This window comes from Chitinophaga sp. 180180018-3, assembly GCF_037893185.1.
In the GTDB taxonomy this organism is placed as follows: Bacteria; Bacteroidota; Bacteroidia; order Chitinophagales; family Chitinophagaceae; genus Chitinophaga.
In genome coordinates this window covers 7,342,832-7,365,287 of sequence record NZ_CP140772.1, presented here as the reverse complement: position 1 = coordinate 7,365,287, position 22,456 = coordinate 7,342,832, and the positions used below count along the sequence as shown (strand labels likewise).

The 22,456-nt window shown below is 45.8% G+C and carries 18 protein-coding genes; 8 read left to right on the top strand and 10 right to left on the bottom strand.

Features of this window, described 5'->3' with window-relative positions; translation table 11 throughout:
- Positions 1 to 108: 108 nt before the first annotated feature.
- The 4 genes from UNH61_RS29055 (at position 109) to UNH61_RS29040 (ending at position 3,932) form a co-directional block, all read left to right on the top strand.
- Positions 109 to 1,320 carry a PepSY-associated TM helix domain-containing protein gene (locus tag UNH61_RS29055; RefSeq protein WP_326995517.1) on the top strand — a complete coding sequence of 404 codons (1,212 nt, stop codon included), beginning with the start codon at positions 109 to 111 and terminating at the stop codon, positions 1,318 to 1,320.
- A 342-nt stretch (positions 1,321 to 1,662) separates the two neighbouring features.
- Positions 1,663 to 2,028, top strand: coding sequence for a hypothetical protein (locus UNH61_RS29050; RefSeq protein ID WP_326995516.1), 366 nt, complete (start codon positions 1,663 to 1,665; stop codon positions 2,026 to 2,028).
- Positions 2,015 to 2,557 (top strand): N-acetyltransferase, encoded by a 543-nt coding sequence (locus UNH61_RS29045; RefSeq protein ID WP_326995515.1) that lies wholly within the window; start codon positions 2,015 to 2,017, stop codon positions 2,555 to 2,557. Before UNH61_RS29050 ends, UNH61_RS29045 begins: the two co-directional genes overlap by 14 nt.
- 241 nt (positions 2,558 to 2,798) lie before the next feature.
- Entirely contained in the window at positions 2,799 to 3,932 is a 1,134-nt protein-coding gene (locus UNH61_RS29040; RefSeq protein ID WP_326995514.1) for a hypothetical protein, read from the top strand.
- Here UNH61_RS29040 and UNH61_RS29035 read toward each other — a convergent pair.
- The 5 genes from UNH61_RS29035 to UNH61_RS29015 form a co-directional block, all read right to left on the bottom strand.
- Positions 3,929 to 4,609, bottom strand: coding sequence for a DUF2306 domain-containing protein (locus tag UNH61_RS29035; RefSeq protein ID WP_326995513.1), 681 nt, complete (start codon positions 4,607 to 4,609; stop codon positions 3,929 to 3,931). The two genes, UNH61_RS29040 and UNH61_RS29035, sit on opposite strands and share 4 nt — an antisense overlap.
- Complete coding sequence (locus UNH61_RS29030; RefSeq protein ID WP_326995512.1) at positions 4,581 to 5,345, bottom strand: hypothetical protein; 765 nt, start codon at positions 5,343 to 5,345, stop codon at positions 4,581 to 4,583. The genes UNH61_RS29035 and UNH61_RS29030 overlap by 29 nt, the downstream gene beginning before the upstream one ends.
- Positions 5,346 to 5,366: 21 nt before the next feature.
- Complete coding sequence (locus UNH61_RS29025; RefSeq protein WP_326995511.1) at positions 5,367 to 6,074, bottom strand: hypothetical protein; 708 nt, start codon at positions 6,072 to 6,074, stop codon at positions 5,367 to 5,369.
- A 65-nt stretch (positions 6,075 to 6,139) separates the two neighbouring features.
- Positions 6,140 to 7,165 carry a GTPase ObgE gene (gene obgE / locus UNH61_RS29020; protein ID WP_326995510.1) on the bottom strand — a complete coding sequence of 342 codons (1,026 nt, stop codon included), beginning with the start codon at positions 7,163 to 7,165 and terminating at the stop codon, positions 6,140 to 6,142.
- A 171-nt stretch (positions 7,166 to 7,336) separates the two neighbouring features.
- Positions 7,337 to 7,924: an adenylate kinase gene (locus tag UNH61_RS29015; protein ID WP_326995509.1), complete on the bottom strand. Its 588-nt coding sequence runs from the start codon at positions 7,922 to 7,924 to the stop codon at positions 7,337 to 7,339.
- A 276-nt stretch (positions 7,925 to 8,200) separates the two neighbouring features.
- On the opposite strand from UNH61_RS29015, the gene UNH61_RS29010 reads away from it, so the two are divergent.
- Positions 8,201 to 11,185 carry a glycoside hydrolase family 3 N-terminal domain-containing protein gene (locus UNH61_RS29010; RefSeq protein WP_326995508.1) on the top strand — a complete coding sequence of 995 codons (2,985 nt, stop codon included), beginning with the start codon at positions 8,201 to 8,203 and terminating at the stop codon, positions 11,183 to 11,185.
- Between the two features lie 89 nt (positions 11,186 to 11,274).
- On the opposite strand, the gene UNH61_RS29005 is transcribed toward UNH61_RS29010, so the two are convergent.
- Positions 11,275 to 11,730: a hypothetical protein gene (locus tag UNH61_RS29005; RefSeq protein ID WP_326995507.1), complete on the bottom strand. Its 456-nt coding sequence runs from the start codon at positions 11,728 to 11,730 to the stop codon at positions 11,275 to 11,277.
- A gap of 190 nt (positions 11,731 to 11,920) precedes the next feature.
- Between UNH61_RS29005 and UNH61_RS29000 the strand changes: the two genes are divergently transcribed.
- The 3 genes from UNH61_RS29000 (at position 11,921) to typA (ending at position 17,455) form a co-directional block, all read left to right on the top strand.
- Entirely contained in the window at positions 11,921 to 12,991 is a 1,071-nt protein-coding gene (locus UNH61_RS29000) for a COX15/CtaA family protein (protein WP_326995506.1), read from the top strand.
- Positions 12,992 to 13,073: 82 nt separating this feature from the next.
- Entirely contained in the window at positions 13,074 to 15,305 is a 2,232-nt protein-coding gene (locus UNH61_RS28995) for a patatin-like phospholipase family protein (protein WP_326995505.1), read from the top strand.
- Positions 15,306 to 15,646: 341 nt separating this feature from the next.
- A complete protein-coding gene (gene typA, locus UNH61_RS28990) occupies positions 15,647 to 17,455 on the top strand; it encodes a translational GTPase TypA (protein WP_326995504.1) in 1,809 nt (602 codons plus the stop codon).
- A gap of 410 nt (positions 17,456 to 17,865) precedes the next feature.
- Here the strand turns inward: typA and recA are convergent, their stop codons facing one another.
- The 4 genes from recA to UNH61_RS28970 all read right to left on the bottom strand — a co-directional run bounded on the left by recA (position 17,866) and on the right by UNH61_RS28970 (position 22,402).
- A complete protein-coding gene (gene recA, locus UNH61_RS28985; protein WP_326995503.1) occupies positions 17,866 to 18,876 on the bottom strand; it encodes a recombinase RecA in 1,011 nt (336 codons plus the stop codon).
- A gap of 598 nt (positions 18,877 to 19,474) precedes the next feature.
- Complete coding sequence (locus tag UNH61_RS28980) at positions 19,475 to 20,170, bottom strand: hypothetical protein (RefSeq protein WP_326995502.1); 696 nt, start codon at positions 20,168 to 20,170, stop codon at positions 19,475 to 19,477.
- 9 nt (positions 20,171 to 20,179) lie between these two features.
- Positions 20,180 to 21,670, bottom strand: coding sequence for an RNA polymerase factor sigma-54 (gene rpoN / locus UNH61_RS28975; RefSeq protein WP_326995501.1), 1,491 nt, complete (start codon positions 21,668 to 21,670; stop codon positions 20,180 to 20,182).
- A gap of 114 nt (positions 21,671 to 21,784) precedes the next feature.
- The gene (locus UNH61_RS28970) at positions 21,785 to 22,402 is read right to left on the bottom strand and encodes a ribonuclease HII (RefSeq protein ID WP_326995500.1); all 618 of its coding nucleotides are present in this window, start codon (positions 22,400 to 22,402) and stop codon (positions 21,785 to 21,787) included.
- Positions 22,403 to 22,456 lie beyond the last annotated feature (54 nt).

Below are 22,456 nucleotides of genomic sequence, written 5' to 3'. Positions count from 1 at the left end.
TTTTTCTGTGTATATTGGCGAAAATTCCGGATTGCGTAAATCGTTTTCCGCTTCCGCCCGTATATTATCCCGCGTGAGCGGTTTCTTTGCAGTTACGACCAACAGTATATGAAAGTTTTTTTTCGGCGCATACATTTATACCTGGGCCTTGCTGCAGGATTGATCATCACTATCAGCTCACTGACCGGGGCTCTGCTGGTATTTGAGAAGGAGTTGACAGAGACGTTTAACCACGACCGTTATTATGTGCAACCGGTGGGAGCGCGACTGCCGCTCGATAAGTTAGCTGCAATGGTGAAGGAACAGGTACCGGGTGCCGGCATCGCCCGTATCCAGGTATTTGCCGATCCGGAACGATCCGCACAGGTATTGCTGGACGAAAGTAAAAAAGCAAAAAAAGAGGGAGGGAACGACAAAGCTGCCAAAAAAGGAAAGCCTGGCGCTCCGCCCAAAAAAGAAAAGGGCCGAACTGCTTTCGTAAATCCTTATACTGGTAAAGTCATTGAATTATACAGCTATCAGCAAACTTTTTACTACAAGATATTTTCTCTCCACCGCTGGCTCCTGGCCGGCGACACAGGTAAAGTGATTACCGGAATCAGTACGCTGATATTCCTGTTTATCCTTATTACCGGTATCGTGCTGTGGTGGCCTAAAACACGGGCTATTTTCAAGCAACGGGTGAAAATGAAATGGGGCAGTGGCTGGAAGCGCTTCAACCACGATATGCACGTGGTGTTCGGATTCTATGCGTCAATTTTCCTGTTCATTATTGCTTTTACGGGGCTTACCTGGTCGTTCGACTGGTTCAGCAACGCCTTCTATTCCCTGTTGGGCGGCGCCCCGAAACAGGCGGTAGCGCCTTTGTCGACGCCGGAAGCAGTTGTGGCCAATAGCGGTAAGATCTCCTATGAATCAGCGCTGGCCATTGTACAACAACAGGCACCAGGTGCCGTTTTTTATGCGGTATCGGCGCCGAAAGACAGCACCGCCGCATTTACCGTGAGCTTGCTGCCACAGGGTGCACTGCATGATAATGCCACCACTACTTACTATCTCGATCAGTTCAATGGAAAGGTGATCCAGTCGCAGACATTTGCGCAGCGTAGCCTGGCTCAGCAGGTGAAGGCTTCCGTTAAGCCTGTACACACAGGTGCCATTTTCGGCACAGCATCTAAGATATTCGCGCTGATCATCGCGCTACTGGGGGCTACTTTCCCGGCAACCGGCACGATCATGTGGATTAACCGGACACGGAAAAAGAAGAAAAAAGTGAAATCGCCTGCCATGCCTGTAGAAGTGCGCCAGGTGGCCTGTTAAGAACCCTGCCAGTGATTATATTATTGAGAGAGACGGGCCACCCCGTCTCTCTTTTTATTTTCATTTTCTGAAAACCCCCTTCAAAAATGGTATACCTACCCAAAGGTTTAATGGGGCGTTTTATTTAACATTTTCTTGCCAAACCCTCCACAGTACTAAGTTTTAACATTCCGTATGATGAATATGGAATAGCATTTGGCATACAGTAGGAAACTTAACTACTATGCGTGCATATCCAAAGCCGCCGGTACCGAATCACAAGGTTATGTATTATCTCGCTATCGGCTTTATACTAATCACCGCCCTGGCAGAACTTTTATATAACAGTATAAATCACTAAGTATGATTAATCAATATGAAGTGCCTGCCTGCATAGAAGATACCATTCCGGCATTGAAGAAAGCATTACATCAGTTCCCTGCCGTATTCCATATTTACGATACCATTGGTTGCCTGACCGAGTATACGAACAAGCAACTGAAGGAGCAGAATTTTACGGTAGCGGATAAATGCCTGAAGCTGGCCGGAAAATTATATGAGCGTGGCAATGCAATAGTAAAAGAAGCCATCGTGCGTGTTTTCCTCCCGGCATTATGCAGTATACCAATGGCGGATGCCATCAGCAGGATCCGCATGTATTCACTCATACCCGACGTACTTTATCCTCTTTACATACAACATCAACTTACAGAAAATGGAAACAGATGATGAATTTGTCGTCCGGTTGGCAACAGCTATGGACGTTGATTTTGCCCTTCCGATTGTAGAAGAAATGGAAGCATCTGCCAAAGCAAGAGGCACAGGCATCTCGAAACGTGACCCGGCCGCCATCAAAGCAAAGATACTGGAAGGGAAGGCGGTAATTGCCTTCACCGCCGACGGGATCTGGGCCGGTTTTTCATATATCCAGTCATGGGAAAACGACCGCTTCGTATCTAATAGCGGTCTCATTGTGGCGCCGGCTTTCCGGGGAAAGAAAGTGGCGGCCGCTATCAAACAAAAGATTTTTGAACTGAGCCGGTCGATGTACCCGACCTCAAAGATATTCAGCATCACCACCGGGCTCGCGGTGATGAAACTCAATACGCGACTGGGCTTTGAGCCGGTAACGTACAGCGAAATTACCCAGGATCCCCATTTCTGGGATGGGTGTAAGAGCTGCGTAAACTATCCTATCCTGGCAGCAAAAGACCGCAGGAACTGCCTGTGTACTGCCATGCTGTTTCAGCCAAACTGAGCAGGAAAACCTGAACTGTGAAAAATTACAGCCAAATGAGACGAAATGGAACCGGCGATGCTTTTGCGTTGCCGGTATTTTTTTTGAAGAATGAAGAAACAGCGCGAAGACTTTAACAAAAAAGGGCCTTCACGCTGTTTCTTCATTCTTTATTCCCGATTCTTAATTTATCTTGTAATCCTCTGTGGTAGGCGCTTTTAAGTGAACAGTTTTCCTATCTTTACGTTATAAATCCTGTTCTATGCGTTATATCCCCTTGTTTGTGCTGGGTATACTGATGATTTCCTGCGATACAAAAAACAGCAACTCAACGGCCAATCATACCACTAAGCTGAATGAGCTTACTATCTATAATGCTGACTCGGTAAAATGGGTAGCCTCTCATGCCCTTGCGCAAACACAGGCCGCAGCAGACAAGGAATTTCTGAACGCGATTGATCAATTCCGGAATAAAAAAGATGCAAAAGGCAGTATTCCTTTATTTACCAATTCCATTTTATTGCATCCTCAGGGTAAAAGCTATTATGAATTGGGAAATGCCCTGATGGACGCCGGAAATCCGAATGTAGCCATCATGGCCTACAGCATGGCGGAAGCATTGGATTACAAGCCGCAATCGAAATTGTACTTCAACAAAGCCTGTGCATATTCCAGGGCTCAAAGAGCTGATTCGGCTGATTATTATCTGATGGCTGCCATAGAATTCGGCTACAATAATGTGAACAATGTGCTGAAAGATCCGGACCTGCGTTTTTTAACCGAAAACTCAACCTATACCAAACGCGTGCTGGAGGCTTTCAGCGGTGTGGGCGACCCGGAGAAACTGCAGTGGAGCGTTTATGCACGCGAGTTCAGGCAGCTGGATCTTCCACTGACATTAAATAAAGCATTCGCTGAAAAACTGGAAATACGTACCATTCCGTACGATTTTGAGAAATATGTAGCTGAAATGAGAGGCCCGAAATTTTCCCGGGAAGTAGGAAGCGAATTTTATTATGTAGGGAGAGTTAAAAAGACAGATGATTACACAGTGGTGTTATACGCAGTGAGCGATGAGATGGATAATCCGGAGGTGAGCATCTTCTGGCCATATTATTTTTTGGTAAGTTACAGTAACACTGGCGTGCTGATCGACAAGGTGCAGATTGCGGGGCAGAAGTTGATAAAAGATCCTTATAAAGAAGCGGTATTTTCTGCCAATGGAGATATTACGGTCACTGATTTCAATATTCAGTATGCACATGATCCTGCAGAAACGGGTTATCATGATAATCCCGAAACATCCAAAACAGCATTGAAAACCATGATATACCAGTTGGATGGAGAAGGGCATATTGTTCCTAAAACCCAGCAGCTGGCATACTACCGTCGCTAGCGTTTAGTCATTCGCGTTATCAGCGATTGTTTTATCAGTAGTTCTGCGAGGAGCAGGTTCAGCGTCCAGCTGAGCCACGATATGGTGATGTAGGCAATAACCGGTCTTAACGGATGATGCATCAATCCCAGTAGCAGTGCATAGAACCGCAACGTTAACGCCGATAGTGTGAGCGCATAGCTTCTGAGCATCCATGTAATATGTTCCGGCCAGCGACGCTGAAGGGCACGTCTCCAGCCGGTTATCGTACATCCAATCCATAGCAGGGATAACAGCACAAAACTGATCCGTGCATAAATGCCGCCATTGGCGTAAAAGGCCATTACCAGGCCGGTAGGGCCGCTAATGAATGTTATCACCAGGGCATATATTTTCCCGCTGTTACGATGCAGCCGGGGATATTTATCCAGCAGATATTTACTGAACTGCAACAGGCCTGTCAGCAGTACGATAATACTGACGAAGATATGTATGTAGAAGCTGATGCGCCAGTGCAGGATGTTGTAAACCCGTTGCTTGGTCAGCAGGAAGTCGGTATACCGTTCAAAGGTGCTATAGGGAAGCGTCAGCGCCAGCATTAACCAAGCGCCGTATAATACAATGAGAACGGTAAGTATCCACAATATTTTCCTCGCACTCAGCTGCATATCATAGCCCTCGATAGAATCTGAATCCATCCGCATTCATTTCGGTAATGCTTTTGGTATTGTCTCCATCATAATAGGTGAGCATAAAGGTCTGGGGGTTTAATTTGATGAGATGATTATCCTCCCAGTAAACCACTACTTTATCGCGTTGCCGCTCGTAGGTGCCTCTCACGTTTGTAAGCTGATCAGCTACGGTGGTATCGTTTTTCTGTTTGTAGAATTTCAGCAGGCAGCTGCCATCATCCTCGAAGCTTAATTCGCTGTGGTTGTCGTCTATGAAGAAACCCCCGAAAGTAGGAAGGTCAATTTCCTGTTTTTCGCTGGAAAGAAGTCGCTGTAGCGTAAAGGTTTTTTTCTTTAGTGTATTGCTGTTGGTAGGGGCCCAGCTGGCAGGAATGGTTTGGAAATTTTTATCGGGATGCAACAGAAATACACCATCAAAAGGGTGATCGCCGGGTTCGTTGAGTGTCAGTACCTGGTTGCCATTGGCATCTTGCTTAATATCTCCGTGCAGATTCCTGCGAAGGCCTCTATGCACATTGTATCCGCCTATTTGGTTGCCACTGTGAAAATTGATAGTGACATAGATAGGGCTACCGGAAAATTCGGCTGCATATGTTCCCAGGAGTTTGTTGACAGTGGCAGTATCGGCCGCTGCAACAACTGCTGTGGTGGAATCGGCGCCGGGGGATTGTTTGTTGCCAGACTGCTTACAGGACTGGAATATTACCAGGGCGGCGAATATAAGGCTGGGGAGATGTTTCACTTTTTTGTGTAAATATAGATTTTAGCCTTTAAAAGTAACGTCGATGACCAAAAGCTTGTTGATCTTCTCGGGAGTTTGCCTGTGAAGACCGTCCAGCCGTATGTAATAGCGACTTATTTCAATCCGGACGGGAGGAGCCGGGAAACTTTCCAGGTGGGCTATTTTGGAATAAACTGAGGGGGGCGCATGTTGCTTCGTGTATTGTTGCAATACCTGCACACTGATGGCAGGAAACAGGCCCCTTTCTTCAGCGCTGTATTTCTTACAAACAAAAAAATTGTTTGCCTCCGGGGGCAATGCTTCCCAGGGCGACAAATAATGCTTCCAGCGGAGCAGGGGTTCTTTGCCTATTACTGCGCTGGTTTCGTAGCGCTGGTACACCTTTACCCGGTCTGTTTCACCGGTGGTGACCGCCAGCATTTGCCCTTCAATGCTGTGTCCATGCTCCAGCCGGAAATAGAGCGTATCCGGATGGTGCTCGAAATCGTTCCGTTTCTGATCCGGAATGACCCAGTCGAGAGAGAAGTAACAATCACCAAAACGGACATACGTAGTAGAATCATGACCTACTACAGATGCCTCGTTGGAGGCAACTTTTACAGAGTTGGCCGGCGGAGCAATTAGCTGCATGGTATCTATCTGCACAGGTCTTTCTTTAACAGGCATGGTTGCTTGCTGGCAGGCCTGTAATAATAACAGGACAGCTGCAGGAAAAATAAGTGTTTTCATGGCATACGGGATACTATATCGAACATTGGCTTCAGGCTTTGGTTTCCCCGTAAGTGCGGCAACAGTTAGTCTGCATCCACAGTGCCAGGTGTATCAACTTTTCTGTTAAGCGCTTCCCAAAGCATATCCTTTAATTCGGTCAGGCCCTGGTTGGTAACAGAAGAAATGAACACATGCGGAATGCCTTCCGGCAGTTCGGCTGCTATTGCGGCTTTCAGCTCATCATCCAGCATATCGCTTTTACTGATAGCCAGCAAAAACTGTTTGTCCAGCAATTCGGGATTATATTGCTCCAGCTCGTGTACCAGGATCTCAAAGTCTTTTTTATGATCCGAACTATCGGCAGGAATCAGAAATAATAATACAGAGTTTCTTTCAATATGTCGCAAAAACCTATGACCTAATCCTTTGCCTTCATGTGCGCCCTCAATGATACCGGGGAGATCGGCGATACAGAACGACCTGTTATCGCGGTAAGCCACCATGCCCAATTGCGGGGTCAGTGTGGTAAAAGCATAATCAGCCACTTTGGGTTTGGCCGCTGTAATGGCAGACAGGAGTGTGGATTTGCCGGCATTGGGGAAACCAACCAAACCAACATCTGCCAATACCTTTAACTCTACTACCTTCCAGCCTTCCTGTCCGGGCATGCCGGGTTGCGCATACTCCGGGGTCTGGTTGGTAGGGGATTTGAAAAAGGCGTTACCTTTTCCGCCTTGTCCACCGGGGAGCCAGATCACCTCCTGCCCATCGTGCAGGATCTCCGCTTCCACTTCGCCAGTTTCTTCGTCTTTAGCCTGTGTACCCAGCGGAACTTCTATGATAATATCCTTTCCAAAACGACCGGTGCAGTTGTCGCCGCTACCGTTTTCCCCATCCTCAGCCAGCAGATTTTTATGCCAGCGCAGGTGAAGAAGGGTCCAAAGCTGCGAGTTGCCTCTTAAAATAACGTGTCCGCCACGACCGCCGTCGCCGCCATCAGGGCCCGCCTGCGCATTGAATTTTGTGCGCATGAAGTGCATACTTCCTGCACCTCCCTTCCCGGATTTGCAATAAACACGGATATAATCTACGAAATTCGCTTTTTCCACAATGCTCTGATTTTAAGTACTATGGGTCCAGTACCATAGTAAAAATGAAACGCAAAGATCGTGAAGTTTGGGCTAATTAGCACAATCATGTGCCGGGCCCCTTCTTTACGGTCTTTGCGTTATATGAAAAAAATTACTGATAGTCTTTATGGTCGCGGTATTCCGCGTATGCTATACTCTTTCTCCCACCAGTTCATCCAGTTCTTTAGACAGTAATTCGAAAACTTCTTCTTCGGTACCATCTCCCTTGATCTTTTTGAACTTGCCGAATTTAGCATAGTGATCCGCTACCGGAGCGGTTTTATTGTGATATTCCACGATCCGTGCTTTCACCACATCTTCGTTGGCATCGTCGCTGCGACCGGAAGTCAGACCACGATTCAGCAAACGCTTGATCAGCGCATCTTCCGGAACTTCCAGAGAAAGTACTGCGGAAATGGAAGTTTTCTTCAATGCCAGCAGCTTATCCAGCGCTTCTGCCTGGGCAGTAGTACGCGGAAAACCGTCGAAGATAAAACCACGGGCCTCCGGATTAGCCTCCAGCTTAGAGCTGATCATGCCAATCACTACTTCATCCGGTACCAACAGGCCCTGATCCATAAACTTCTTGGCTTCCATACCCAGTGGGGTCTTACCTCCGATTTCACTGCGCAGCAGATCGCCGGTTGATAAATGGATGAGCCCATACTTCTGGATAATGTTAGCACTTTGTGTACCCTTGCCGCTACCGGGAGGGCCAAATAAAATGAGATTGACCATGTTTTATTATCTACTTTACTCGCAAGGATGCAAATATAAGAAACAGTTGAATGTATTGGTAATTAAAATTACAATTGATTGAACTAAATGTAAATATTCTGACAAAATTGTAAATATCATTCAAATTTTAACCAGAATAGATAAATTATCTTCAACAGGGTATTCTAATTTAATGAATTACTTTCTATCTAACAAAATCATATGATCATTATTAGTAATTCTTTGATATTCAATATACCCTCCGGATATTCACTTGATTATTTGTAAGTTTATAATATGAGGAAACAATTATTGGTTGCAGGATTAACAGGCTTATTGTTAACAGGTAATGCTATTTCAGCACCCTTGCGGTATAAAGACAAGAAAAAAACAAAAAAAGCAAAAGCGGAGCAACCGGCAATACTCAGCCAGGACAGAGCTTCCCAGTGGGCCGACAGCGTTTTTCAGTCGCTGACTCCCGAAGAGCGCATTGCCCAGCTGATCATGATCAGGGCTCATTCCAACCTCGGACAGGACCACATTAATGCAGTAATTAAAGATATCAGAGATAATAAGGTAGGTGGCGTGATCTTCTTTCAGGGAGGACCGGTGAGACAGGCCAATCTTACTAACTATTACCAATCGATCTCTAAAGTGCCACTGCTGGTGGCTATAGATGGGGAATGGGGACTAGGCATGCGGCTGGACAGTGTTATTTCCCTGCCCCGCAATATGATGATAGGAGCAGCACAGGATTCTTCGCTGGCATACGACGCCGGAAAGCTGATAGGAGAGCAATGCCGGCGCCTGGGTATTCACCTGGATTTCGCACCTGATATGGACGTGAATAATAATCCTGCTAACCCCGTAATCAACGACCGGTCTTTCGGAGAAAACAAATACCAGGTAGCCCGTATGGGAGTAGCTACTATAAAGGGAATGCAGGATGCCGGGATTATGGCCTGTGCCAAGCATTTTCCGGGTCATGGGGATACCAATGTAGACTCGCATCTTGATTTGCCTGTCATCAATAAAAGCAGGGCACAGCTGGACTCTCTTGAGCTGTATCCTTTCCGCCAGAGCATTGCAGCAGGCGTTGGTTCCATTATGATTGCACACCTCTACATACCGGCAATAGATAAAAAGCCCAACACTCCTACGTCTATTTCCTATAACGCAGTGACCAAACTGTTAAAAGAAGAACTTAGTTATAAGGGCCTGATTGTAACGGATGCGCTGGAAATGAAAGGAATAGCCAAGTTTTATAGCAAAGGACAGGAGTCCTTACAGTCGCTGTTGGCGGGAAATGATTTGATGATATTGCCGTCTACCGCCGCAGGCAGTGTGGAGGCCATAAAAAAGGCCATCAAAGCGGGAAAGATCGGCCAGGCAGAAGTGGATGAACGGGTGAAGAAAGTACTTCGCGCTAAGTATAACCTGGGCTTATGGAAACCGCAGCATATTGATACCGACCACCTGACAGAAGACCTGAACAGAGGTACCATCGCACTGAACAAACGCATTGCGGAAAAATCAATTACCCTCATAAGAAATAGTCAGCAGCTCGTGCCGTTCTCACCGGCAATGACCCAGCAGAAACTGGCAGTAATTGCTGTTGGCGCAGATGCCAGCAATACTTTTCTCCAGACAATAAAAGAATACAAACCAGGTACCGACGGATTCATTTTTAGTTCCCGTCAGACAATAGGGGAGATTGCACCTATTGTATCAAGGATACAGCGCGATTATAAAGCGGTTATCATCAGCCTTCACAATTACAGCCGTCGCCCGGCCGGCAACTTTGGCCTGTCGATGGCACAGCGGCTTATCATCAGGCAGCTGCAATCGGAAATGCCTTCTGCAACTGTGGTATTTGGTAATCCGTATGCCATTCAGTATTTCTGCGAGGCGCCAAATATCATTGCGGCATATGAAGATGATAGTACTACGCAACGGGCAGCAGCAGATCTGTTGTTTGGTAAACTGGGCCCGGAGGGTAAACTGCCAGTGACAGTGTGTCCGGCATTGCCTTCAGGCACCGGTGTTATATACAAGGTAAACCAATATACAACATTGCCGGCAGCCTCATTAAAGGAGTCCGGATTGAATGAGCAGGCATTGCTGAAAATCGATGCCCTTGCCGAGGACATGATTGCCCGCGACGGTGCACCCGGTGCGCAGATATTGGCGATGAAAAATGGTAAGGTAGTATATGACCGTTGTTTCGGCCACTACGAATACAACAAGGCAGAGCCGGTATCACCACAGTCGATATACGACCTCGCATCTGTTACCAAGATCTGTGCTACCACACTTGCGGTAATGCGCCTGTATGACGAAGGAAAGCTCAGCCTCGATGCTTCACTCGGCGAATATCTTCCGATGGTAAAGGGAACCGACAAGGCAGGTATGAAGATACGCGACATCCTCCTGCATCAGGCGGGCCTGGTGCCGTTTATTCCCTTCTACAAAGAAACGCTCTATAACAACGGCTCGCCGGATACCGTGATCTTCCATACCACCCCCGATGCAACGCATGAGAAACGCGTGGCCGAGCGGATGTATATAGCAAACAGCTACATCGACACGATGTGGCAAAAGATACTCGATAGCAAGCTTTCACCACGACAGGGATATGTATACAGCGATTGTGATTTCATATTCCTGGGAAAAATCGTGGAGCAGCTCACGGGTAAGCAGCTGAACGACTATGTTCGTGAAACGTTCTACGAGCCGCTGGGGCTTGGTACCACCGGGTTTTTACCGAGGGAACGTTTTCCGTTGTCGCGGCTGGTTCCTACTGAGCGCGAATATACTTTCCGCATGCAGCAGCTGCGTGGTGATGTGCATGATCCGGGAGCAGCCATGTTTGGAGGAGTAGCCGGCCATGCCGGGCTATTCTCCAATGCCCACGACCTCGGTGTTATTATGCAGATGCTGCTGAATAAAGGAACCTTCAACGGTGTACGTTACCTGAAACCTGAAACCATAGAGCTGTTTACAGCTTACAACAGCCGTATCAGCCGCAGAGGATTAGGCTTTGACAAACCGGAGAAAGACAATGCAACCCGGCGGGAGCCTTATCCTGCAAAAAGCGCATCGGCAGCAACATTCGGGCATACCGGATTTACCGGAACCTGTGTATGGGCAGACCCATCCAGCAACCTGGTTTTTATTTTCCTCAGCAACCGGGTGTATCCTAACGGGGGCGCCAATACGAAACTGTCGGCCCTGCATACAAGGGAAAAAATGTTTGAAGCCTTGTACGACGCAACCCGTTAACAACCGGCCATCACAAATAAAAAAGCAAACGGGAGTTTCACATCAAGTGGAACTCCCGTTTGTTTTAATAAAAATTATGGCTGAGGATCTTATTCTACGGAAACGTTTCTGTTTACCTGCGTTTCGGTTTTGATGCCGATAGATTTCTCTGCTACTTTGGATTTACCATTTCTGATTTCGAAAGTATAGTTACCATCTTCGAGAGAAGCCAGGTTGTAGCGGGCTTCAAAGCGGAGCGTAGCAGGAAGAACTTCGCGGTGCAATGTGTTGTTGAAATTATCTTTTATGTAGAGAGTCAGTTTTTCATTACCAGGATTGTCTACAGACAACTGGAATAAAAGCTGATCCTTCTGCAGTTGAGTCACATGCAGGCCGAAGTTCTCAACAGGTGCGTCGTTGTTAACCGGTTTTGCGCTTGCCAGTCTTGCTACGTTGTATGCAAAAGCTTTGGACTGGGAGGCAGCGTGTAAAATCGGGAAAAGGATAGTAGCTAAAATTAATACTGCTGCTTTGGGTGCTAAAACAACAAATCTTAAATGTTTCATGACATTAATTTTTTAATGTGTTCTTTTTCTTTTTCTTTAATGAGGGCGGTATTAGCTAATACAATGGTGCCGTTTAAATTTTCAATGCAAAGCTCCTACGATAGGATTAACAGAACATTACGCCTTTGTTAAAATAATGTGAGAATTTAGCAACCTTGTTCAGCATTCATTCCCTATTTTTGCAGCGTTTATGGAAGCAGTAACATTAAAGAGTAACCGCCCCGTAGCCATCTGGTTATATATAGGAGTGGGCATGTTAATAGTACAGGTATTGCTGGGAGGGATCACCCGCTTAACCGGCTCCGGATTATCCATTACAGAATGGCAGCCGTTGCTGGGCGCGTTTCCTCCAATGAATCAGGCTGCCTGGGAAAAGGCTTTTGAAGGCTATAAGCAGATAGCGCAGTATAAGTACATCAATAATCATTTTACTTTATCTGATTTTAAGCTCATCTTTTTCTGGGAGTGGCTGCATCGTGATTGGGCGAGGCTGATGGGGATCGTGTTTATCATACCGTTCATCTATTTTGTACTGAAGAAGAAAATCAACAGCAGTATGATTAATCCGATGATCATATTGTTTGCGTTGGGAGGCCTGCAGGGGCTCATTGGCTGGATCATGGTGAAGAGCGGATTGAATGAGGAAAATCTGTATGTAAACCATATCCGCCTGGCTATTCACTTTATTTCTGCGCTGGTGTTACTTTGTTATGTATTCTGGTTTGCGCTGAAACTCAGTGTAAAACCTGTGGAAGTACAAACTGTACCCGGACTGAAAAAACTGAATATCTGGCTGTTGGTATTGCTGGTCGTGCAATTGGTGTATGGTGCATTTATGGCAGGATTACATACTGCATTAGCGGCTGCAACCTGGCCGGATATCAATGGATCGTGGGTACCCGCCGGAATGTTTTCACAGGGCGGCTTTTGGGTAGATATTGCGCACAATCCCATTACCATTCAATTCATCCACCGCGGACTCGCCTACGTGATTACCATCCTGATTGGTATCTGGTGGTGGAAAGCCTCGCAAGCGCCCATCCATAGCCAGTTACATGCTATCCGATACCTGCCTCTGTTGCTGGTGTTATTACAGGTGCTGTTGGGCGTGCTGACACTGTTGAACAGTCAGGTGAAAATCCCAATCAGTTATGGTATCCTGCATCAATGTGTTGGAATGCTGTTATTACTATCATTGATATGGACTTTATTCCTGAGTATGGGATCAGCCGGCGCCCGTCAGGAAAATCTGGCCGTATAAGTCATTTTCCCGGGATAAAATCCTGTGCAGCAACAACCGTAAATCCATAAATTTTCGTAGGTTTATTTGTAATAATCGTCTGATGAAGGTGAAGTTATTACTGATAAAAATTTACTATTCTTTCCCTATCCAGTTGCTGTTGCTGCATTTCCGGAAGTACCAGGTGTTGCTGCTCTTCTGGGTAATATTGTTTAGCACCATTAACGGCGGATTCGCTAAGGTTTTTGGAGGAGATGCCCTTTTCCTGGCGCCGGAATATCTTGGGAAAGTTAATTTCTATAGTACAACTATCCTGGGCTTATGTACAGGCATGTTTATCATGAGCTGGCAAATTACCACCTTTATCCTTCATACCGGCCGGTTTAAGTTTCTTGCCACCACCACTCAGCCGTTTTTTAAATATTGTTTGAATAATTCGATTATTCCGCTGGTATTTATTATCTGTATGATTTACAGGGGATGGGAATACCAACGATATGAACAGTTGAGCAGTATAGCCGACACCCTGCTGCTGTCGGAGGGGTTCGTATGTGGCGTATTGTTTATTTTCTTCTTCTGTTTTTTTTACTTTTTTAATGCAGATAAAAATATAGGCAGGCGGCTCGAGAAACGCTTCGGAGGTACCCGCAACTTCCTGAGAATGATCATGAAGCCAACACAGGAGCCCGATGAAAATGCGCTGCCTGTTCATAACTATTTTACTACCCCCTGGAAGATTCGCAGGGCCAGGAATGTAGAGCATTATAATAAGCATTACCTCGATAGTATTCTCAAGCAGCATCACTTTGCGGCGATGATTACGGTAGGAGGAGCCCTGATATTTCTGGTAATTCTTGCGCACCTGATGGAGTTTGATGTATTTAGAATTCCCGCCGGAGCCAGTGTACTGATATTCTTCGCGTTTCTGATCGGAGTAGCCGGAGCGTTTTCTTATATGCTGCAAACCTGGTCTATCCCAATTCTGCTTGTAATGCTCTTCGGATTGAACTGGATGGTGGAACATAACTGGGTTGATAACAGGAATAAGGCCTATGGCCTTAATTATCGCCAGAAGAAGGATCGCCCGGAGTACTCAGTAACAGCCCTGCAACAATTTTTTACCCGCGAGAAGTATGAAGCCGACAGAAAACAGACATTGAAAATCCTGAACAACTGGAGGGCGAGGTTCCCGGCAGATCAGAAGCCGAAGCTGATAGTGATGAACTTCAGCGGAGGGGGAAGTCGTTCTGCCACCTGGACGTTAAATGTGTTGCAGCGGCTCGACAGTTTGCTGAAAGGCCGTCTGATGAAGCATACCGTATTGATGACGGGCGCTTCAGGCGGAATGTTGGGGGCAACTTATTTTCGGGAACTTTATTATGAGCAGCTGCACGGAAAGCATATCGAGTTACAGAACAAAGTTTATGTCGACAGGGTATCCATGGATCTTTTGAATTCCGTGTTCCTGGCGATGGCAGTAAATGACTTTATTGCGCCATGGAGAAGTTTCAGGATGGGGCATAACCAATATGCGAAGGACCGGGGATATGCTTTTGAGCGGCAATTAAATGAAAATACAGGTGGGGTGCTGGATAAAACGATTGGTGATTACCGCCTGGCGGAGTTCAACGGGGAGATTCCTATGCTGATCTGGAACGCCACTATTAATGCAGATGGCAGACGGCTGATGATTTCTCCACAGCCGATCAGTTACCTGTGTAGTCCGCAGTATCTGTATCCGACACGGATGGTAAGAGACGTGGACGGGGTGGATTTCGGGCAGTATTTTGCGGCGCAGGATGCTATGGACCTTCGGGTTTCCAGCGCTATCCGCATGTGTGCCACCTTTCCCTATGTGCTGCCTAACGCCTTTTTGCCCAGTAATCCTATTGTGGATGTGATGGACGCCGGTATCCGTGATAACTTCGGGCAGCAAACAACGCTGCGCTATTTATTTACTTTCAGTAAATGGATCAATGAAAATACGAGTGGTGTTGTGTATATACAAATCAGAGATACCCGCAAAAACGAGATCAGTCCGATTAAAAAAACGAAAGATCTCAGCGATCTGGTCTTTGAGCCGCTTTTTACCATGCAGCAGCACTGGAGCGCTATGCAGGACTTCGATCAGGACGATCTGCTGAATTACATCGAAGGGTACTTTCCCAATAAATTCCACCGGGTTATTTTTCAATACGTTCCACAGCAACATGATAAAGGAGCTGCGCTGTCGTGGCACCTTACCTCCCGCGAGAAACTCGATATCGCTCATGCACTTGATAACCCTGCAAATCAAAGTGCGTTGGAATATGTATTGGAACAGATGGCAAAGTAGGGAAGTATCTCCTCCCCGGTACCAGGAAAATTTCGTGTAGGCTTTAATGTGAGTAAGATGCCGGATCGCAGCCGGCGGTGAAACTTACGAGTATGGGCCTTTTCACGCTGGTATCCGGCAGGGGCCGGTTTTTTCCTAAAATGCCTGTTACTGAGCCAGGCAGTGAATGAAACTATTTGATATTCAATTGTTTGTGTGCGAATATGGAGACCTGACCAAATGATTACATTTATTTAAAACGTCTTACCATCATTCTCGTTAGCTTTTCGTACCTTTGCGCCTTCTTTTTGTGGCTATTAGCGTAAATTTTGTTAATGGCTGATAGCTAAAGATTTAAGCATATGAACATTCGTAATATTGCAATTATTGCACACGTAGACCACGGTAAAACTACGCTGGTTGACAAAATTCTGCATCAGACCAATGTATTCCGGGCAAACCAGGAATCTGGAGAACTGATCATGGATAACAACGATCTTGAAAGAGAACGTGGTATCACTATATTCAGTAAAAATGCTTCTGTTGAGTACAAAGGAACGAAGATCAATGTGATTGATACTCCGGGCCACGCCGACTTTGGTGGTGAGGTAGAAAGGGTATTGAAAATGGCTGATGGCGTTATTTTGTTGGTGGATGCTTTTGAAGGTCCGATGCCGCAGACCCGTTTCGTACTGCATAAGGCATTGCAGTTGAATCTGAAGCCTATCGTAGTTATCAACAAAGTTGATAAAGCTAACTGTCGTCCTGATGAAGTGCATGATGCAGTATTTGAATTGTTCTTTAATCTTGATGCCACTGAAGACCAGTTAAACTTCCCGACCTTCTATGGTTCAGGTAAGAATGGCTGGTTCAATAGTTCACTGGAGCAAAGTGCAGACATCACCCCGTTGATGGATGGCATCCTGGAGTATGTACCTGAGCCAAAAACGCCAGAAGGAAATCTGCAGCTGCAGATCACTTCACTGGATTACTCTTCCTTCCTGGGACGTATTGCGGTGGGTAAAGTAACCCGTGCGTTTATTGAGGAAGGACAGTGGATTACCCTGATGCAGGCTGATGGTACCCAGAAGAGACAGAAAGTTCGTGAGTTGTATGTATTTGAAGCGTTAGGTAAGAGAAAGGTACAGAAAGTTTATGCCGGAGATATCTGCGCAGTTGTAGGTATTGAAGGATTCAATATCGGAGATACTATTGCGGATGGGGAAGCACCGGAAGCATTACCGGTTATCAGCGTGGATGAACCTACCATGAACATGTTGTTTGGTATTAATAACTCTCCATTCTTTGGTAAGGATGGTAAGTTTGTTACTTCCCGTCACCTGCGCGATCGTTTGATGAAAGAAACTGAAAAGAATCTGGCGCTGCGCGTAATGGATTCTGACAGTGCGGATAGTTTTATGGTGTATGGTCGTGGTATTCTTCACTTAGGCGTATTGATTGAAACTATGCGTCGTGAGGGATATGAATTAACGGTAGGCCAGCCTCAGGTAATCGTTAAGCATGTTGATGGTAAGAAATGTGAGCCATATGAAACCCTGGTAGTGGATGTTCCGCAGGAATATGCCAGCAAGGTAATCGACCTGGTAACCCGTCGTAAAGGAGAGATGCTGATCATGGAAACCAAGGGTGAAATGCAGCACCTGGAATTTGAGATTCCTTCCCGTGGTTTGATCGGATTACGTACACAGATGCTGACCGCTACTGCAGGTGAGGCTGTGATGGCGCACCGCTTCAATGATTATAAACCCTGGAAAGGCCCTATCCCCGGCCGTAACAATGGTGTACTGATTGCGAAAGAAGCGGGTACTACTACTGCTTATTCATTGGATAAGTTGCAAGACAGAGGATCTTTCTTTGTTGATCCGGGAGAAGAGGTATACAAGGGTATGATCATCGGAGAGAACAACAAACCTGGTGATCTGGTGGTGAATCCGAATGAAGGAAAGAAGCTGACAAACATGCGTGCGAGCGGAACTGACGGCGCTGCAAACATTGCTCCTAAGATTCTGATGACACTGGAAGAATGTATGGAGTATATCCAGCATGATGAGTGTATTGAAGTTACTCCTAACCACATCCGTATGCGTAAAACCATTCTGGATGAGGAAGAGCGTAAGAGATCAGCAAAGAGTCTGAAAGCAGAAGCGTAATAGTTTTTGTGAAATAAGATTCAGATAGCTATACATAAATAAAAGCCTTTCCAATCCGGAAAGGCTTTTTTATTTATTTCCTCCGCAATTATCTGTCGGATTTTCCCTGGAATTTACTATTCACATGTGATCACGGTTCCCGGATCAGTGGCCCCATCAGGAATATTCAGCGTGCAATTTCCAGAGAGCAAAAATCCCCGCCCAGGATAAGGCAGGGATGTGCATACTAACCCAATGCTTACTAAAACTAAAACTAACTTCTATATGTGCTTATATGCTAAGGTTTAATTTTAATATGATTCAAAAAATCAGGAACATTACAATGTTATAAATAAGTTGCAATACGGGATCAATAACCTCAATGTCATCATTGATGAGATTGGCTATTCATTCGCTGCCTTCATGCTATATCACTCTGCTTCCTGCTTTTCGGCAATTTTTGCTTTGATCTTTGTTTCGATTTCAGCAGCCAGCTCAGGATTATCGCCCAGCAGCTGTTTCACTGCATCGCGGCCCTGACCCAGTTTATTGCTATCATAGCTGAACCAGCTACCACTTTTCTGGATAATGCCATATTCAACACCCATATCGATCACTTCTCCCATTTTGGAAATACCCTGACCATAAACGATATCGAATTCTGCCTGACGGAAAGGAGGTGCTACTTTGTTTTTCACCACTTTTACTTTCACACGGTTACCAATAGCCTCATCACCATCTTTAATCTGGCTCATGCGGCGGATATCCAGCCTTACTGAAGCATAGAATTTTAATGCGTTACCACCAGTTGTAGTTTCCGGGTTACCGAACATTACACCGATCTTTTCACGCAGCTGGTTGATGAAGATCGCACAGCAATTGGTTTTGGCGATAGTTGCCGTTAACTTACGCAATGCCTGCGACATCAAACGGGCCTGCAATCCCATCTTGCTTTCTCCCATTTCCCCTTCCAGCTCACTCTTAGGTACCAGGGCTGCAACGGAGTCAATTACCACCACATCTACTGCTCCGGAAAGGATCAGGCGGTCAGCAATTTCAAGGGCCTGTTCACCATGATCTGGTTGGGAAATCAGCAGGGAATCAACATCTACTCCCAGCTTTTTGGCGTAGCTGCTGTCGAAGGCATGCTCCGCATCTATAATAGCGCAGATACCACCTTTTTTCTGTGCTTCTGCAATTGTATGAATAGCAATGGTTGTTTTACCAGAAGATTCCGGACCATATATCTCGATGATTCTGCCTTTCGGTAAACCATTTATTCCAAGTGCTATATCCAGACCCAGAGAACCTGTGGATATAACTTCCATCGGTGCATCTGCTTTTTCTCCCATCATCATCACAGATCCCTTACCGAAATCTTTCTCGATCTTGTCCATTGTGAGGCGCAGGGCCTTCAGTTTTTCTGCATTGGCTGTAGACATATAATTAATGTTTTTACAAATTTAATAGATACCCGATCACGAACAGAAAGCAATTCAATTGGAATGCTAAGTTATGATCTTATTTTTTATTTTCCTAAAAATTTTAGCAATTTCTTTTAAATGCTAAATTAAATAGTATTCTCAGCGCTTTTTACTTATATCAGTCAAAGAAACTACTTTTTAGTCTTTAAAAGGGGTTAACCCGCAATGGCATAACAAAGATGCCAACTCATTACGCATTGAATTTGCGTAATAACAATTCTTCAAAAAAATTTTCCGGAAAGTAAAATGAGAATACTACTGCTTTTTTAAAAAGCGTAGTTATACGCTTGAGTAAGCGCCGGGAATATCAGACTTTTGTATTGTCAAGTTTAGTTGTTAGAGTTAAATCCCCCTCGAATTGTTTGTTAAATTGTTTGTTAGCCTGCCTTACGGCCTTACATCCAATGTCCCCGGCAGCTACGATGAAAGTGCTACAGGTCAAACCCCAAAAAATATTCCCCACCATTCTGAAACACTGAATCCTGTTCACCGGCTGATAATCCTGCAATCAGGGTTATCAGCGGGGAACAGGGCGGAATGGTAAATATCTTTCTGTTTATTTTACAAGGATCAGGCAGGCTGCCAGTTGGGAAACAATACCAATAAGAAACCCGATATAGATCTCGCGCTCTGTATGTGCTGCCAGTATCAGCCGGGCCGTGGCTACCAGGCCTGCTATAAAAAAGGTGATCACCAGCGGAACGGATACGTTCATATGCATGCCCCACATGAGCGACAGGAGAAACCCGATTACGCCGCCCCAGCCTACTGCATGCATGCTGGTCTTAATAAAGTTATTGCTGACAAAAGAAATGGAAATACTAAGAAAAACGCCCAGGAAAAATGCCGTGTAAAACCTCGGTGCACGCCCTTCCTGCTTGAAGGTATAAAATGCCCAGAAGTAGTAAATGATCATCGCCACATAAGGAATGATCCGGTCGCGCTGAGACTTCATGTATATGGAAGAAACAAATTTCAGTGCTTTCGCCAGCAGCAGGGTCAACATAGGGAATCCTATACTGATGATCAGTACCCTTATGTATAAAACATCGAACGGGAACCGTTTGCTAAGAGGTTTGAACGGCACCATATACTCCGGGATGAAGGCCAGTACCACAAATGTGACCAGCAGCGAAATAAACAAAGGATGAGAGATCCAGGAGATCACCTGGGCCACGGTTTTCATGGCAGGAGAAAACTCCGGCTCCATCTTTAAATCTCCGTTTCTGTCTAAAACAGCGTGTTCTTGCATGGTATGGTCTTATAGTTCTTTGCGCAAACGGGCTACCGGAATGTTGAGCTGTTCCCTGTACTTGGCTACTGTACGGCGGGCGATATTGTAACCTTTGTCCTGCAGCATTTTCGTCAGGTTTTCATCACTCAGCGGCTTACGTTTATTTTCTGCTTCTATCAGGTCGGACAGGATCTTTTTCACTTCTCTGGTAGATACTTCTTCTCCGCTATCAGTGGATAATGACTCCGAGAAGAAAAACTTCAGCTTGAAGGTACCGAACTCTGTTTGTACGTATTTACTGTTGGCAACGCGACTGACGGTAGAGATATCGAGCTGGGTACGGTCGGCGATATCCTTGAGGATCATGGGTTTCATGGTAGTTTCATCTCCTGTGAGGAAAAACTCACGCTGATAATCCATGATCGACTCCATCGTTGATAACAGGGTATGCTGGCGCTGTTTGATGGCATCTATAAACCACTTGGCAGCGTCTATTTTCTGTTTGATGAACAATACAGCTTCTTTCTGACGTTTATCTTTTTTATCGCCCCGGTCATATTCCTTGAGCATCTCCCGATAGCCTCCGGAAATGCGGAGGTCGGGTGCATTGCGGGAATTAAGCGTCAGTTCCAGTTTGCCGGCATTGTTTACGATAAAGAAATCGGGTAATACATAGCTTTCCGCCTTGTTGAGGGTGGCAAAGTTACCTCCTGGTTTCGGCGTAAGCTTGATAATCTGTGTGATGGCTTCTTTCAGGCCTTCGTCTGAAAGGCTCAGTGCTTTCTGTATCTTCTCGTAATGTTTCTTGGTAAACTCGTCGAAATAGTTCTCCAGAATGAGATAAGCGTTGTGTACCCCCGGATCTTCCTGCGACTTGCGCTTCAGCTGCAGCAACAGGCACTCTTTCAGATCTGTGGCACAAACTCCGGCCGGATCAAAATCCTGGATCTTTTTGATCAGTGATGTAATCTCTTCTTCCGTTGTATCGATATTCTGGGAAAACGACAGATCGTCTACCATAGAGCTGATTTCCCGGCGCAGATAACCATCGTCATCGATGCTGCCGATAATATGTTCAGCGATAGCATGTTGGTGATCATCTAGTTCCAGCATACCCAGCTGGCTGAGTAAGTGCTCGTGGAAGGAGGTTTCCACGCGGATCGGTATGGTTTTATTGCTTTCATCCGGATCCGGGTAATTATCGTCGCGTAGTTTATAATCCGCCACATCATCATCTCCATCACTCACATATTCGGAAATATCAATGTTATCGTATTCGCTTTCACTACCATCCGGTTCAAATTCCTCCTCATCTTCAGCCTGACTTTCATATTCCTCCTGCTCCTTGAATTCGTCATCACCAGCCTCTTCACCGTACTCCAGGGCCGGGTTTTCCTCCAGCTCCTCCTTGATACGCTCTTCCAGATTGACAGTCGGAACCTGCAGCAGTTTCATTAACTGAATCTGCTGGGGTGAAAGCTTCTGTAATAATTTTTGCTGTTGTGTCTGCTTTAACATAATTATTCCCAATCAGGGCAAAAATAATAAGTATAAGGTTAACGGAGCCATCAGTCACGGGCTTTTAACGAATAGTTACATATTAACAGGCCGCCAGCCTCTTACAGCTCAGGATCAGGACCCGGATTCCGATTCGAGATCCAGTTCCAGTTGCTCCGGTAACAAACGGAATGATTTCCGGTGAAATGGCGTTTCACCGTGCTCCCGCAGTGCATCACGATGTTGTTTCGTAGGGTACCCCTTGTTCACATCCCAGCCGAACTGAGGATACGAGGTGTGCAATTGTTGCATATATTCATCCCTGTACGTTTTTGCCAGGATCGATGCGGCCGCAATAGACGCATATTTCCCGTCGCCCTGAATAATACAGGCATGAGGTGTATTCCCATATGTATAAAAGCGGTTGCCATCTACCAGTATGAATTCAGGTTGTTGCTGCAACTGCTCCAAAGCCAGGTGCATGGCCTTGAATGACGCTTTCAGTATATTTATCTTGTCTATTTCTATATTATCCACACTGGCTACTGCATAGCAAACAGCCTCTTTTTCAATCACTATCCGCAATGTATCCCGTTCTGATGCTTTCAATTGCTTGGAATCATTCAGCAATGGATGACGGAACTGCCGGGGCAATATTACTGCTGCTGCATATACCGGACCCGCCAGGCATCCCCTTCCGGCTTCATCACAGCCGGCTTCTGTCAATAACTCCTGATAATAAGAAAGTAGCAAATTCAAATCTGTTAATCCGGGTAAAATTACAAGATTAATGTTCAAGGAACAAGG

Excerpts from the sequence above, each read along its gene's own strand:
- UNH61_RS29040 (WP_326995514.1), top strand. The coding sequence starts at position 2,799 with ATGCGTTATATCCCCTTGTTTGTGCTGGGTATACTGATGATTTCCTGC.
- UNH61_RS29035 (WP_326995513.1), bottom strand. The coding sequence starts at position 4,609 with ATGGATTCAGATTCTATCGAGGGCTATGATATGCAGCTGAGTGCGAGG.
- UNH61_RS29010 (WP_326995508.1), top strand. The coding sequence starts at position 8,201 with ATGAGGAAACAATTATTGGTTGCAGGATTAACAGGCTTATTGTTAACA.
- UNH61_RS28995 (WP_326995505.1), top strand. The coding sequence starts at position 13,074 with ATGAAGGTGAAGTTATTACTGATAAAAATTTACTATTCTTTCCCTATC.
- UNH61_RS29005 (WP_326995507.1), bottom strand. The coding sequence starts at position 11,730 with ATGAAACATTTAAGATTTGTTGTTTTAGCACCCAAAGCAGCAGTATTA.
- UNH61_RS29055 (WP_326995517.1), top strand. The coding sequence starts at position 109 with ATGAAAGTTTTTTTTCGGCGCATACATTTATACCTGGGCCTTGCTGCA.
- UNH61_RS29050 (WP_326995516.1), top strand. The coding sequence starts at position 1,663 with ATGATTAATCAATATGAAGTGCCTGCCTGCATAGAAGATACCATTCCG.
- rpoN (WP_326995501.1), bottom strand. The coding sequence starts at position 21,670 with ATGTTAAAGCAGACACAACAGCAAAAATTATTACAGAAGCTTTCACCC.
- UNH61_RS29000 (WP_326995506.1), top strand. The coding sequence starts at position 11,921 with ATGGAAGCAGTAACATTAAAGAGTAACCGCCCCGTAGCCATCTGGTTA.
- UNH61_RS29025 (WP_326995511.1), bottom strand. The coding sequence starts at position 6,074 with ATGAAAACACTTATTTTTCCTGCAGCTGTCCTGTTATTATTACAGGCC.
- UNH61_RS29045 (WP_326995515.1), top strand. The coding sequence starts at position 2,015 with ATGGAAACAGATGATGAATTTGTCGTCCGGTTGGCAACAGCTATGGAC.
- UNH61_RS28980 (WP_326995502.1), bottom strand. The coding sequence starts at position 20,170 with ATGCAAGAACACGCTGTTTTAGACAGAAACGGAGATTTAAAGATGGAG.
- UNH61_RS29015 (WP_326995509.1), bottom strand. The coding sequence starts at position 7,924 with ATGGTCAATCTCATTTTATTTGGCCCTCCCGGTAGCGGCAAGGGTACA.
- recA (WP_326995503.1), bottom strand. The coding sequence starts at position 18,876 with ATGTCTACAGCCAATGCAGAAAAACTGAAGGCCCTGCGCCTCACAATG.
- typA (WP_326995504.1), top strand. The coding sequence starts at position 15,647 with ATGAACATTCGTAATATTGCAATTATTGCACACGTAGACCACGGTAAA.